This window comes from Dyadobacter flavalbus (assembly GCF_006149045.1).
GTDB lineage: Bacteria > Bacteroidota > Bacteroidia > Cytophagales > Spirosomataceae > Dyadobacter > Dyadobacter flavalbus.
In genome coordinates, this window is the sequence record NZ_VBSN01000027.1 from 873,038 (window position 1) to 886,796 (window position 13,759).

A 13,759-nucleotide genomic window follows, 5' to 3' on the forward strand; every position below is an offset into this window, starting at 1 on the left:
TATACGAATGCCTCAGGCCAAAAAAAGGCAGAAACCCTATGCGGTTCCTGCCCTTTTTATAGAATTTCCGTTTATTAATATCTGAAAACGCCGGCGATTACAGAATCAGCTGGCATTTCTTCTTTTTCCAGCAGAAAAACTTCACCTCCGGTCATCAGGGTTTTGATCAGTGCCTGTCCTGCAAGATCTTCCGCTTCTTCGGATTCACTTTCATGAAGTGCCAGTTCGGTTGTATTTTCATCAAAAGTACCCCAGATATGTGAAGCCTTCTGTACAAAAATATGAGATAGCCTGCCATAGTAGGCCGCCGGAATTACATCGGCGGGAATGGAAGAAGTAAGCTCCGTTGCCGACTGGTTTGCATAAATGGTAAGTGCCTTGTCCTGTGCCTGAAGGAAAAACGGCTGCATGACTTCTTTCGCAAGCTTGTAAAGCTCACTCTTGACGTCGTGCTCATGGCTTCCTGTAAGCGCCTCGCTGTAAACGTTGTGATAATCGCATACAGATCTGTAAATCGGAATGAGGTATTCAACGCCGGCCAAGAGCAAAGGTGCGTTTTCCTTGTTGAATATCTCCTTGAACAACACATCGTCCACTGCTTCAAAATAGGCAGCGATCAAATCCTTTTCTTCTGGATTGCCGCCACCGATTCCGTGGAAATTGGCGCCTCCGTTTCCGCCTCTACCGCCGGCACGGAAAGTACTGGCGTCTTTGTCAGGGAAATCCTTTACATCTTCCATGCTGCCGGGAAGGCCGGGAACGTCAATGTATTCCATTCCGAATGCATCGGCACGGAACAGTTTGCAATGATGTTTTGTAATCACCAGCAAATAGAAATACTCTTTGCGGGCAAGAATTGGAACCAGAGGAGTTACATAAAACGACGTATTGCAGATGATCTCATTTTCAGCAGGAGCAACAGGCATTTTGATATACTTGAAATAGCCTTCTGAAATAAAGACCGCCAGTCCCGGCGTAAGGCTTGCCCAGAAATCGTCCTGGTTCAGCAATTCATAGCCAGGCGTAAGCATGTTTTCAATCAGGCTTTCAGGAATTTCCTTTTCAACAAGCGTTGCCCTTAATTCCTGAAGCATGTTCTTGAAGCGGATGGCGTCTTTTTTTTCATTCACTTCCACGCCCGACTCGTGTGTGCCGAAATATAAGGATGCTGCGCAGGAAGATCTGAAGTTGGCCAGCTCTACAAACAATTCTTTTTCAAGAACACCGGGCAGTTCTTCCGGTTCCGTTTTGACTTCCTCATCTATGGCCAGTTCCACAGTTTTGTCACTCTCCGGTTTATTATCCTTGTTTTTAAAAGTCTGTTCTTTTTTTGAAACGTTCCGGTTAGGATGCCTTACCGGTATGGAAGCTGAAATTGTCTGATCGTCATCTGTATAAGTATCGGACAGTTCCAGAAATTCTTCTACTTTATCGGATGGAGATGTAGGAATCCCTAAACCTTCTTCCTTGTTGATCGCCGTTGGCTTTCCTTTCGCGGGGTGAAACCCTCCAGATTTATCTTTTCCCATAATCGTAATAAATTTTTTTTTAGCAGGGCAGGCAATTAACATGCCGGAGAAGTTTTTCTATCTCAATTAAAGCAAAGATTTTTTGAGAATAAAAGGATTATGATTTCAGAATGGTACCGGCTTTTCAGCATGCGCCCGCTTGTGGATATTTTTCTACTATGGGCATGAACGACGGTTCACAACGGAATTTTACAAAAAGTTACAGCCCGGAGTTTCCTGTGCCTTTGTCAAGCTGTTCAAATATAAAACCCCGCAGCAGGTTTGTTGCTTCCCGGGTTTTTTCGGCTTTCTGAAGAAAATTTCCTGCTGTATCTTCATTTCCTGCTTCCTTCGATTTTTCTGCGGACTTTTGCAGCAGCATAATGCGTTCTTCAAGGCTTCTGATGGCCTGCCACACTTTTACTTCTGCTGTTTCGGATACTTCTTCCAGCAGGGACTCCGAACTGTAAGCATGGCCCGTATGACATCGGTAGCGCGTAATTTTGCCTTCGGTCAGAGCATTGAGTGCTCCTCCGCATTCCGGGCATGTTAACAAAGATGGTGTGCCCATGCTGATTATTCCTTTGTCAAAAGAATTCTGCTGGGCGGCAATGTCAATTTCCATTTTCATCAACTCCTTGTTATGATCCTCTTCAACGGGCAGTTCTTCCATCTCGATAGTTGTTAACCCAATCAGCAGCTCAGGAATATAAGCCAGCGGAACAATATAATCTACATTAACGTGTTCCAGAACATTCTGAGGCATGCTCTGGTACATGGCATCCAGCGGGTCCTGTACAATGGTAATTCCTTTCATCTGGTTTATTGCCCACATACCGGAAGTGCCGTCATCCAGCATACCCGTCAGAACCACACCTATAACTCCGTTTTTATAAGTATAGGCAGCCGAACGGAAAAGCGCATCAACAGAAGGGCGGAAACGGTTTTCCTTGGGCCCTTTTTTAACAAGTATATGGTCGTCTTCAATAAGCATGTGATGGTCCGGCGGTGCGATGTAGATATGCCCGTTCCGGATCTGTTCTCCGTCGTCCGGATGTTTGGCTTTCAAATGGCCCGCATGGTTCAGGATCTCGGGCAAATAGCTGTGTACTTGCGGAGCAATATGCTGGACAATAAACACCGGCACTTCAAAATCAGCCGGTAAAGAAGCGACCAGTGCTTTAAGTGCAATCACACCGCCTGCCGAAGATCCGATTACGATAACTCTGCTTTTTTTCATTCAGGTAAGGATCAGACAATTCTTGGATAATTATATAAATAACAAGGCCGGAGCTACTTCTCATGATCATCATTCAGTAACTCCGGCCCGCCTGGATTTATGACAGTATACAGCGCTTCAAAATACGGTTATATATCGGAAAATGCCGTTGGATGAAGAAGGTATATATCTGCCCGCAGAAAATTATGCGCATATTCAGGCTGTGCATTCAGCTTTGTCCATGCAGGATCGCTGCCGAAAGCTTTCCAGTGCGCATCGCGTTCCGCCTTGTTTTCAAATGAAGACATGTACATCAGGCTCGGCATTTTTCCGCCTGCTTTTACCTGACCGCAAAATACGACATTGAAACCCAGCCTGCTGAAAATGTCAAGTTCTCCGTTATTGAACTGACTGATTTTATTTTCATGCAGTTTCTCACTGGCGGCTTCATACCTGCGCAGTTCATAAATCCTTTCGGAATGGCCCGATTGCAGTGCCGGTACTTTCAGGGCAGGCATTCCTGCAAATGCTTCCATAAAAATGGATTCAAAACCCGCGTGCACCGGATTGTTATATTCGGTTTCAATGTAATCTTTTCCGGCAGCCACATATTGCTTATCCTTCGAAATGGTTTCCGGCAAGGAAAGAAACTGGTCTGCCGATTTGAAAGGAATCAGCACATACAACAGTGAATCTTTATCATCGGCAGGCTCAAATACACCTACTTTTTTAATACCCGCGCGGTGCAATGCAGGCAGGTAAGCTTCTTTCAGATATGTTTCCAGCCGCTGACGTTGGCTGTCTTCCTTAAAATGATAGATTTTAATCTGATAAAATTCACGTTTCGCAGCAAAGCCGAACGCGGTATTTTTACAGATGATCAGGATGAAAAGTAAGCTGAGCAAACGGAATCTGGAACTGGAAAAGGTACAGGACATCATGCATTTTTAGGTTAGTGTAAAACTTCTGAAACTTTATCTGAAAATCAGGTAGCAGAAAGTACGTATAATAAACGCGATCGTTTACAGCTAATATTATGCCACCGGAAATGGCAAATAGCAAACCTTGAACATAGCCGGCTGCAAAATGCAGTATGAAAGCGGGTAAAATGTGTTTAGTAATTATATCCGATCCTATTTCTAAATCAGCAAGACAATCCTTTTGTCTGTTAACACTGCATAATGAAGCCGAAACTAGCTCCCGCCCGTTGGTACCGTATTATTCCAATTGTATTTGTTACTTACAGCCTGGCTTATCTCGACCGTGCCAATTTCGGTTTTGCCGTAGCCGGAGGAATGGCGGAGGATCTGAATATCACCAAAGGCATTTCTTCATTGCTGAGTTCGCTGTTTTTTCTGGGCTACTTTTTCTTTCAGATACCCGGCGCGCATTATGCCGCGCATAAAAGTGCAAAAAAGCTGATTTTTATTTCGCTGATCTGCTGGGGCGCACTGGCCGCTGCATCCGGAATGGTCAGCAACGTCAGCGTGCTCATTGCCGTACGCTTTATGCTCGGTGTCGTGGAAAGTGCCGTCATGCCGGCGATGCTTATATTGTTAAGCCAATGGTTTACAAAAAAGGAGCGTTCCCGGGCCAATACTTTCCTGATACTGGGAAATCCGGTAACGGTATTGTGGATGTCTGTTCTGTCGGGTTATCTGATTGATTCCATGGGCTGGCGCTGGATGTTTATTGTGCAGGGATTACCGGGAATTGCCTGGGCTTTCGTATGGTGGAAAATGATCGATGAAAAACCGGAAGATGCCGGCTGGCTTTCGGATACAGAAAAAGAAGAAGTAAGAAATGAGCTTCTGGAAGAGCAGGCGGGCATCCGGCCGGTAAAGAATTATGCTGAGGCTTTCAGGTCTGTTCCGGTTATCCTTCTTTGTCTGCAGTATTTGTTGTGGAGCCTGGGTGTTTACGGATTTGTCATGTGGCTGCCGTCTATCATAAAAGCAGCGCCGGATGTGGACATTGTAACCACCGGCTGGCTTTCGGCTGTTCCGTATGTGCTCGCGGTCATCGGAATGCTTGCCGCTTCGTACTTTTCGGATAAAACCCTTGACCGGAAAATCTTTATCTGGCCGTTTCTTCTGGTTGCTTCTGTTGCATTTTTCGGAGCATACTGGCTTGGAACGAGTAACTTCTGGGCGTCGTTTGTGCTTCTGGTCATTGCCGGCGGTGCTTTGTATGCGCCTTATGGTCCTTTCTTTGCGGTAATCACTGAAATTCTGCCAAAAAACGTTGTCGGCGGAGCGATTGGACTTATCAATAGCCTGGGCGCTTTGGGTTCTTTTGTCGGTTCTTATCTGGTCGGTTACCTGAATGCCAGTTCCGGCGGTTTTGAAGCTTCCTATATTTTAATGGCAGTTGCATTGCTGCTTGCTGCCTTGCTGACAATAATTGTTGTAAAGTCGCCGGACCGTTCGCCCAGAAAACCGGTTTCGTTGGCCGGTTAATGGCAGCACCCGGATTCCGGATATAAAGGATCAGGCCGGATGCAAACAAAAAGAGGATGCACATGGAAATGTACATCCTCTTTTTGGTACCGGGGACGGGAATCGAACCCGTACGAGCGTTTCGGCTCACAGGATTTTAAGTCCTGCGTGTCTACCAGTTCCACCACCCCGGCATTGGCTATTGTCAAAAAACGATAGCACCTATGAGAAAAAAAGCACCGTTTCCGGTGCTTGAACTCTCTGAGCGAAAGACGGGGTTCGAACCCGCGACCTCGACCTTGGCAAGGTCGCGCTCTACCAGCTGAGCTACTTTCGCATAACCATTTTCGATTATCGTGGTGCAAATGTATGCACCCGTATTATTCAACGCAAGTGTTTGAATGAAATATTTGATAAAAAATCTTCGAGTTTTAATTAACAAATTGTTAATCAGGGAAATGATTTGGACAATTTTTTTTGAAACTTGTTCATGCAGGTTACAGGAACGATATTTTATCAACACTTCTGAAAAATGCCTGAACCGGAACGTGGACGCTTCTGCCATCCATCCCAAAAAATCGCAGCACTTTATATTTTGCTTAACTTTACCTTCATGACAGGGAATATGATTAGTTTAACAGCGTACAAACCGTTTTCCTTGATTCTTAACTTTACTACTCATTAACTATTTAATTACATGTTTTCCAACGAGGTTTTATTTTTTGGAGGGTTTATTCTGGTCATCAGCATCATGCTGCTGCTGGACCTTGGCGTTTTTAATAAAAAAGATCACGTTGTAAAGTTTGGTGAAGCTGCCGCCTGGACCGTTGCCTGGATTGCCCTTGCCATGGTTTTTTACTTTGTGATCCGGACGCATGGCGATCTGGTGCACGGCATGGACAATTATGCTGAACTGGAAACGATAAAAAACAAGTATGCGCCCGGCTTGCAGCTTGTTGCAGGAAACTATGCTGAAAGCGTCGAAATTTACAGAAAGAACATGTCACTGGAGTTCATTACCGGTTACCTGCTCGAATATGCGCTTTCCGTTGACAATATTTTTGTCATTATCCTTATATTTTCTTCGTTCGGCGTAAGGCCGATCTATTATAAAAAAGTGCTTTTCTGGGGCGTACTCGGCGCGATCATCATGCGTTTTGTATTCATTTTTCTGGGTTCGGCGTTGATGCAGCGTTTTGAATGGATTATTTATATATTCGGTCTCCTGCTGGTTTATCAGGGCGGAAAAATATTCTTTGAAGGCGGTGAAGACGAAAAAATCGATCCTTCCAAACATCCTGTTGTCCGCTTTACTTCCAGATATCTGCCTGTTTTTCCACGGTACGTACGAGAACATTTTTTTGTTCTGAAAAAAGGAAAATGGCTGCTTACTCCTTTGTTCGTCGTCGTCCTCATTATTGAATTTACAGATCTGATATTTGCCGTCGATTCGGTTCCGGCTGTTTTCTCGGTGACCAAAGATCCGTATGTTGTCTTCTTTTCGAACATTTTTGCCATCATGGGGTTGCGGTCCATGTTCTTCTTTCTGAGCAATATCATGGGACTTTTCCGTTTCCTGAAATACGGACTTGGCGTTCTGCTTGTGTTTATCGGAGGCAAAATGCTGTTCCATACACAGCTGGAAGCCATCGGATTTGAAACGGTTTATTCGCTGTACGTAATTCTTGGCATTCTGGCTGTGAGCATTCTTGCATCAGTCGTTATTCCGGAAAAGAAAAAGGAACTTACGCGTGTTCCTTCCAATAGTTAAGTAATCAGAACCGTTTTAAGTGTCTATGAACCGGATTCTGAAAGCTTATTTAAAAAGACTGACCAATTTAAGTACCCGTAACAAGTCATTGCTGCTGACCAATTTATCTGCAGAGCAGTTTCTGGATTTAAACGACGCGGATTTTTTGCTGGAAAAACCTTCCATTGAACTGATCCGGCAGATTGTCCAGAAAAAATCGCGCATTGCGCTTTGCGACGTAGCAGATTCGCGTTTTGAAAAAGTCAATGAAACCAGTAAAAGGCTGAGAAAAATTGCGAGAACCGAACATTTCATTGAAGAGGAGCGGGGTTCACGCGATTTGTACGTTGGTTACCCGTTTGTAAAAGGGAAATTTTCTGACGGCACGCCCATTCACGCACCGTTGCTTTTCTTTCCGTTTACCCTGAAAATGGATAAAGAGCAATGGTGCCTTTTTGAAAGGGAAGAAACCGCCGTTACTCTAAACCAGAGCTTTGCGCTTGCTTATGCGCATTTCAATGAATCGCCGGTTGCGGATGAAGTTCTGGAAAAATCGTTTGAGGATTTTTCCAGAGATTTCCTGGAATTCCGTACGCAGCTTTACGAATGGCTGAAAACCACTTCGCTGAAAATCAATTTCAATCAGGAGTTGTTTGAAGACAAACTTGCTGCTTTCAGTGCTCAGAAAAGTTCGGATCTGCAAAGCAGTGAACGAAACGGTGAACTGAAACTTTATCCGGAAGCCGTTCTCGGGATTTTTCCGCAGGCCGGTTCCTATCTCGTTCCTGATTACAATAATCTGCTTGAAAATTTTGAGGAAAACCCTTTTGCATTTCCGCTGATCGGAATCGAACAGGATGAAAATCGGTCTCCGGAAAGTTCTGAAAACCTCGTTTCCAATATAACAGAAGTTAAAGAAGAAGAAATCCTGACGCCGTTTGCCATTGATGAATCGCAGGAAGAAATCATTCTTTCGGTAAAATCGGGCAAATCCGTTGTTGTGCAGGGACCGCCCGGAAGCGGCAAGTCGCAGCTGATCTGTAACCTGATGGCGGATTTTGCTTCCAGAGGAAAACGCGTTTTGCTGGTTTGCCAGAAAAGGGCTGCACTGGATGTCGTTTATCAGCGTCTGGAAACAATCGGAATGAGCAATTTCGTTGGCCTGATCCATGATTTCAAAAATGACCGGCCCGGATTATACCGCCAGATTGCCTCACAAGCAGAAAATGTGGATGCTTACCGACAGCAGAATTACAGTCTGGATGCCGTTATTCTGGAAAGACAGTTTACGCAGGAAAGCCGGGCAATCGACCGTATTGTAGACGATCTTGATATTTTCCGCAAGGCGCTTTTTGAAGAAAGTGAATGCGGGATCAGCATCAAGGAACTTTACCTTACGAGCGATCCGGACGCGCCGCATGTGAACGCCAATGAATTTTTCAGGCATTTCCGGATGGATAACTGGGATCATTTCAGGAGGCGGCTGAATGTTTTCAGCCAGTATTCGCTGTATTTCAAAACGGATCATGCATGGGCGAAACGCGTCAGTTTTGCGGATTTCGGCATAACCGAACTGCGTAAAATGGAAAGTATGCTGACCGACTGGCCGGATGCTTTTTCCAGGCATCAGAGTGCCTTTTCGGATTTGACCGGAGTTATGTTTTCCAGTGATTTTCTGGAAAACCGTAAAGAAGTTCTGGAACGGCTGAACGACATACATGCGCTTGTTCAGGAGAATACAAGCTTTGCTTTATTTAAAAAATACTTGTCTTCAGGCACCAATCATGAAAGACTGGCATTTATCCGACAGACTGCGGATGCACTCGAAGGATTTCTGAAAGAAGACGGAATTGAATTTTCGCTTGGACGGGAACAACTTACGGCATTCGCAAAATCGCTCAGAAAAGCGATCAGCGCAAAGCAATCCAGCGTTTCAGGATTATGGTGGAATATGTTTGGAGATGAGCGCAAAGAGATTGAAAAAACAGCTTCTGAAAACAATCTGGGCACTTCCTTTGAAGATCTGACCAAACTTGAAATCCGGCTTAAAAACAGAATCGAGCTGGAAAGCTGGCTTGAAAACCCGAATCTGGGATTCAGCCGGAAATACATGGAAGGTGCTTCTTTGCAATTTGGTGAACAGTATACTGCCTTTTTCAGGAATGCAGAAGAGGCAGCGGACGCAGCCGTAAGGGCTTCATTGAAACCATGGTCGGCAGTTTTGACCGCATTGGCTTCTGAAACAGATGAAGTAAGCTCATTTCAGAATAAAGTTGCCGGATTGATCCAGTGGCTGGAAAAATGGGACCGGATCGAGCATGTAATGGCTCCGTTTCTTTTGCCTGAACAAATCAAAATGCTGATCAGTGAGCCGGAAAATTACAGCCAGAAATTGCTCGAACCGCTGAGCAAGGATTTTGATTCCATTGTGGATATGGACAAACTGGCCAAAGAAATGACGCCTGCGGAGCGATCGGTAACAAAATCCGTTATCCATGAAGGCAGGAAATTGGGTCTAAAAAGTTCAGCAGAAATAGTCAGTCTGTTTGAAAACAGCATACGGCTGGCCTGGATCGAGCATATTGAAGCCAAATATCCGCATCTGAGATCGGTGACTTCACTGAAAATGAAGCAATGGGAAGAGCAGCTTCAGGATAGCATTAAAATCAAGCGGAAACTAAGCACGGACATTACCGGAATCAAGTTACGGGAAGCTACTTATGCCGATATTGAAAAAAACCGTTTGGGAAACCGCGTAACGTACCGGGAACTGGAACATCAGGTTACGAAAAAAAGAAAGATATGGCCGATCCGGAAACTGCTGGAAAACTATACCGATGAAGTTTTTTCACTGATTCCTTGCTGGATGGCGTCGCCGGAAGCAGTATCGGCCATTTTTCCCATGCAGCAGGCAATTTTTGACCTTGTGATTTTTGACGAAGCATCTCAATGTTATGCGGAATACGGGCTGCCGGCGGCTTATCGGGGCAAACAAATTGTTGTGACCGGCGACAGCAAACAGCTTTCTCCAAGCGACTTATACCGCGTCCGTTACGAGGACAAAGCCGAGGAAGAAGATTATTCGGCTGCCATTGAAATAGAATCTTTGCTCGATCTTGCAGCCCAGTCACTTGATCAATATCAGCTTACCGGCCATTACAGAAGCTTGTCGCTGGATCTGATTGATTTTTCAAACCGTAACTTTTATAATGATACGCTGCGTTTGCTTCCTGATTTCAGGTATGTAAATGGTGCGGTCCCGGGAATCCAGTATATAAAAACAGAAGGTATCTGGAAAAACAATACCAATGCCGTGGAAGTGGAAAAAGTAACCGAACTCGTAAAAGAGCTTAGTGCAACAGGCAGCAGCATCGGGGTGGTCACGTTCAACTTCTATCAGCAGCAGGCCATTCAGGATAGTTTGGAAAAGGAAAAAATCGTAGTTAAGGATTTGTTTGTCAAAAATATCGAGAACGTTCAGGGCGATGAACGCGATATTATTATTTTTTCGATGGGTTATGCGCCGGATGAAAAAGGCAAAATTTCGATGCAGTTTGGAAGCCTGAATATGCAGGGCGGGGAAAACAGGCTCAATGTAGCTGTGACAAGGGCAAGGGAACGCATTTATTTTGTAACCAGCTTATGGCCTGCGCAGTTGCAGACGGACCAAACTGCAAATACCGGCCCGAAAATGCTGAAACAATATCTTCAGTACGCACTGGACGTTTCTGAAGGCAAATTCCGGCCTGTTCCGTTTTATTCAGGAAAATTCAGGACCGACTGGCTTTTGAAAGATCGTCTGCTGAAAGCTGCTCCGGAATATGAAAAAGAACTTCCGTTCGGCGACATTACCATAAAAGAAGAAGGGGTTTACAAGGGCTTGATCCTGACCGACGATGATCTGTATCATAACAGCAAATCGTCAAAAGAACCTCACGCTTATTTACCCCTTCTGCTCCGACAGAAAAACTGGCCTTTCAGGCGTGTTTACAGTCGTGAATACTGGTGCAATGTGCTGAATTCAGCAGTACTATAATTCTTTGATACGGATATTTCTGAAAGAAACCTTGTCGCCGTGATCCTGTAAAGCGATTTTGCCTTTTGAAGCAGCGCCAAATCCTTCCCAGGTTTTGAATTTGCTGTCGGCAACCAGTTTTTCCCATTCAGCGCCCTGAGTCGGGAAATCAACTACTTTTTTGCCGTTCAGCCAGCTTTCGCCTTTGCCGCCTTTGATAACAATTCTGGCTTTGTTCCATTCACCTGCAGGTTTTACCGCGTTGAAGTCATTTGCCGGAATCATATCATACAGCGAGCCGGATTTGTGGTTTCCGTTTTTACCCGCTTTGGAATCAGGGTGCTTTACATCGTCCAGAACCTGGATTTCAGGGCCGGTTGAATAAGGGCAGCAATATTTTTTGTCTTCAATCACATGGTAAATAATGCCGCTGTTTCCGCCTTCGGCTATTTTCCATTCCAGTTCCAGTTCAAAATCGCCGTACTCTTTATCCGTAACCAGGTCTTTTCCTCCTTTTTCGGAAAGAACAATGGCATTGTCCTCGATTTTCCATTGAGGTGAAACCTTGTCTGACTGCCAGCTATGCCAACCGTTCAGGCTTTTTCCGTCAAATAAAGTAACCCATTTTCCTTTACTCTGGGCGTCAGCATTGTTTGCGGAGGATGTAACAGCGATAAGGGCAATAAAAGCGGCTTTTAAAAAAGATAGCCTTCCTGTGCAATTCATGTCTTGTTTGTTAAAAGTTTTGGATCGCAATATTAAGTACTTTTAGGTTTCCAATTACTTATTTTGGCTGAAACTTCGGAACGGTTGTTTTCAGTCTTTCATCAAACGAAAACTTGTATCTGATCTTGTAAAATGGCTTCTATATTCTCAAAAATCGTAAACGGTGAAATCCCGAGTCATAAAATTGCTGAAAATGATGAATTTCTGGCATTTCTGGACGCTTTCCCGATTGTACTCGGACATACGCTGGTGATTCCGAAAAAGGAAATTGATTATATTTTTGATCTGGACGATACACTTTATTCCGGATTGTTTCTTTTCGCAAAAAGCATTGTTCCCGCGCTTCAAAAGACAGTACCGTGTGTGAAAGTCGGATTGAGTGTAATCGGGCTGGAAGTTCCGCATGCACATGTTCATTTGCTGCCGATCAACAGCATGAAAGACGCAGATTTTGGCAACAAGCTGAAAATATCGCAGGACGAGCTTGCAGAATTAGCCGAAAGGATCAGAAGTAATATGTAACTGATTGATGTCATGTCGGGAATCAGAAGCTGGAAAAATCCTTTCTGATTCCAAGCATGAATCCATGCGTTTTGGGGTATAAATCGCCTATATCGGCAGCATAAGAACCTTTTAAAGTCATTCCGCCAAGCAAATTAACTTTGGTATGAAGCGCCAGCAAGCCGGAAAATTGTTTTGGCGTACCTATAAAAGGTTCGTTATAAGCACCCGCATTGCTGGAATAGGAAAGTTTGGTTTGCCAAAGAACTTTACGGAATAACGATCCTTTTAATCCTAGATGCCAAACCATTACGCGGTTATTGCTTGTAAAGTTATTGGAATAATTCGGCCATTTCCATTTTGTCTGGGAAGTTGGCGGTATAAAAGGAGTTCCAATCGTGCGGTCAAAATAGGACCAGCCGTCACGTACTTGCTGATTGTTAAAGTAATCATCAATCCCGCGTTTTTTGCCATCGCCGATCACAAAGACATTTCCGCCCTGATTTTTGGTATAAAGCAGTTCCAGCACTCCTTCCGTAATTTCAAAATTGGAACCGTAGGAATTTTTCCGGCGGATACGTACTCCGGTCAGACCGTCAGAGAGCGTGGTCAGATAAAACAAAGATCCGTCTTCATAGATAAATTGCCTGTAAAGTAAAATACTGCTGGCGAAGGTTTCAATTTCAAGTGCAATATCAATGGATCCCAGATGGTTACCAATGCGGCTTGTGCTGTCAAAAAATGTAACGGCGTCCCCGCTGCCGCCGATAGTACCAAATACGGCATGCACATAATTACTAAATCCATCGGGTAATTTGCCGCTTTGAGTCAGGTATGGCGATTTTCCACCCCATTGAACCTGATGATTGAAACCGCCGTATAATTTTACTTTCGAATCTGCTTTCCCGAGACGCGCATACAATGCTTTCTGATGAAATTTCAGCCCGCTTGTAACCGGCCGGTTTTTTTCAAACAATCCGTCCGAATAAAATGCATTGAATGAAAGCCAGCCTTTGGTAAACGGCACCGGTACAAAGCGGGTCGTTCCGATGAAAATCTTGGGAATCGGAAGTGCATTTCCGGACCATGCATAAGAACCCGATCCCATTGTGGAATCTGCCAGACCAAGCCATTGCTTTTTTCGTCCTACATATAATTCCCAGTTTTTAAAACGAAGCGTTCCATGCAGTTGCGGAAGAAGCACTTTGGTGTTGTCATAAAAATTGGCAACAGCTTCAACGCCTATGCCGGCCCGCCATTTATTGTCTGTTTTTCCGCTTTGTGAAATGGACCAATATTTTTCAAATCCGCCGCGTACACTGCCGGAAGGGCTTGTTAAAGGTACTGTACCGAACTGATTGGCCTGCATCCAGAACGGCGTACGTGAACCGGTGCTTCCAATGCCCGACACTTCTATATAATTGGAAACGGAATCGGAAAACGTTTCCTGCTGCTCAGATTCTGATTGTGCGTAACAAACACATGACATTGCAAGCAGTAAAATAATATTAAAAATAAATTTCATAAATACGTCCTCAAATTTTTTCGTCATGTGTATAATGTAATACTCCCAATAGCTGAATAGTAATTGTTTGCTTGTGT

General features: G+C 44.4%; 9 protein-coding genes and 2 tRNA genes. 4 read left to right on the plus strand and 7 right to left on the minus strand.

Features of this window, described 5'->3' with window-relative positions; genetic code table 11:
* Positions 1-74: 74 nt before the first annotated feature.
* From FEM33_RS08905 to FEM33_RS08915, 3 genes are all read right to left on the minus strand, one after another.
* Entirely contained in the window at positions 75-1,529 is a 1,455-nt protein-coding gene (locus tag FEM33_RS08905; RefSeq protein ID WP_139011675.1) for a baeRF7 domain-containing protein, read from the minus strand.
* A 199-nt stretch (positions 1,530-1,728) separates the two neighbouring features.
* Positions 1,729-2,748 (minus strand): chemotaxis protein CheB, encoded by a 1,020-nt coding sequence (locus FEM33_RS08910; protein WP_139011676.1) that lies wholly within the window; start codon positions 2,746-2,748, stop codon positions 1,729-1,731.
* Positions 2,749-2,876: 128 nt separating this feature from the next.
* Positions 2,877-3,668 (minus strand): NIPSNAP family protein, encoded by a 792-nt coding sequence (locus tag FEM33_RS08915; protein WP_229214154.1) that lies wholly within the window; start codon positions 3,666-3,668, stop codon positions 2,877-2,879.
* Positions 3,669-3,908: 240 nt separating this feature from the next.
* Between FEM33_RS08915 and FEM33_RS08920 the strand changes: the two genes are divergently transcribed.
* Positions 3,909-5,186, plus strand: coding sequence for an MFS transporter (locus tag FEM33_RS08920; RefSeq protein WP_139011677.1), 1,278 nt, complete (start codon positions 3,909-3,911; stop codon positions 5,184-5,186).
* A gap of 84 nt (positions 5,187-5,270) precedes the next feature.
* Here the strand turns inward: FEM33_RS08920 and FEM33_RS08925 are convergent.
* Positions 5,271-5,359 (minus strand) — tRNA-Leu (locus FEM33_RS08925).
* A gap of 70 nt (positions 5,360-5,429) precedes the next feature.
* Positions 5,430-5,502: transfer RNA gene (locus FEM33_RS08930), tRNA-Gly, on the minus strand.
* 360 nt (positions 5,503-5,862) lie between these two features.
* Here FEM33_RS08930 and FEM33_RS08935 point away from each other — a divergent pair.
* Together FEM33_RS08935 and FEM33_RS08940 are read left to right on the plus strand one after the other, a co-directional pair.
* Positions 5,863-6,936, plus strand: coding sequence for a TerC/Alx family metal homeostasis membrane protein (locus tag FEM33_RS08935; protein WP_139011678.1), 1,074 nt, complete (start codon positions 5,863-5,865; stop codon positions 6,934-6,936).
* A 25-nt stretch (positions 6,937-6,961) separates the two neighbouring features.
* Entirely contained in the window at positions 6,962-10,951 is a 3,990-nt protein-coding gene (locus FEM33_RS08940; RefSeq protein WP_139011679.1) for an AAA domain-containing protein, read from the plus strand.
* Here the strand turns inward: FEM33_RS08940 and FEM33_RS08945 are convergent.
* The gene (locus FEM33_RS08945; protein ID WP_139011680.1) at positions 10,946-11,656 is read right to left on the minus strand and encodes a 3-keto-disaccharide hydrolase; all 711 of its coding nucleotides are present in this window, start codon (positions 11,654-11,656) and stop codon (positions 10,946-10,948) included. The two genes, FEM33_RS08940 and FEM33_RS08945, sit on opposite strands and share 6 nt — an antisense overlap.
* Before the next feature lie 132 nt (positions 11,657-11,788).
* Between FEM33_RS08945 and FEM33_RS08950 the strand changes: the two genes are divergently transcribed.
* Positions 11,789-12,178 carry an HIT family protein gene (locus FEM33_RS08950; protein WP_139011681.1) on the plus strand — a complete coding sequence of 130 codons (390 nt, stop codon included), beginning with the start codon at positions 11,789-11,791 and terminating at the stop codon, positions 12,176-12,178.
* Between the two features lie 22 nt (positions 12,179-12,200).
* On the opposite strand, the gene FEM33_RS08955 is transcribed toward FEM33_RS08950, so the two are convergent.
* A complete protein-coding gene (locus FEM33_RS08955) occupies positions 12,201-13,682 on the minus strand; it encodes a capsule assembly Wzi family protein (protein WP_229214155.1) in 1,482 nt (493 codons plus the stop codon).
* Between the last annotated feature and the right edge of the window lie 77 nt (positions 13,683-13,759).

What these genes read in the sequence shown, in the direction of transcription:
- FEM33_RS08905 (WP_139011675.1), bottom strand. Translation starts at nt 1,529, where the DNA reads ATGGGAAAAGATAAATCTGGAGGGTTTCACCCCGCGAAAGGAAAGCCA.
- FEM33_RS08910 (WP_139011676.1), bottom strand. Translation starts at nt 2,748, where the DNA reads ATGAAAAAAAGCAGAGTTATCGTAATCGGATCTTCGGCAGGCGGTGTG.
- FEM33_RS08915 (WP_229214154.1), bottom strand. Translation starts at nt 3,668, where the DNA reads ATGATGTCCTGTACCTTTTCCAGTTCCAGATTCCGTTTGCTCAGCTTA.
- FEM33_RS08920 (WP_139011677.1), top strand. Translation starts at nt 3,909, where the DNA reads ATGAAGCCGAAACTAGCTCCCGCCCGTTGGTACCGTATTATTCCAATT.
- FEM33_RS08935 (WP_139011678.1), top strand. Translation starts at nt 5,863, where the DNA reads ATGTTTTCCAACGAGGTTTTATTTTTTGGAGGGTTTATTCTGGTCATC.
- FEM33_RS08940 (WP_139011679.1), top strand. Translation starts at nt 6,962, where the DNA reads ATGAACCGGATTCTGAAAGCTTATTTAAAAAGACTGACCAATTTAAGT.
- FEM33_RS08945 (WP_139011680.1), bottom strand. Translation starts at nt 11,656, where the DNA reads ATGAATTGCACAGGAAGGCTATCTTTTTTAAAAGCCGCTTTTATTGCC.
- FEM33_RS08950 (WP_139011681.1), top strand. Translation starts at nt 11,789, where the DNA reads ATGGCTTCTATATTCTCAAAAATCGTAAACGGTGAAATCCCGAGTCAT.
- FEM33_RS08955 (WP_229214155.1), bottom strand. Translation starts at nt 13,682, where the DNA reads ATGAAATTTATTTTTAATATTATTTTACTGCTTGCAATGTCATGTGTT.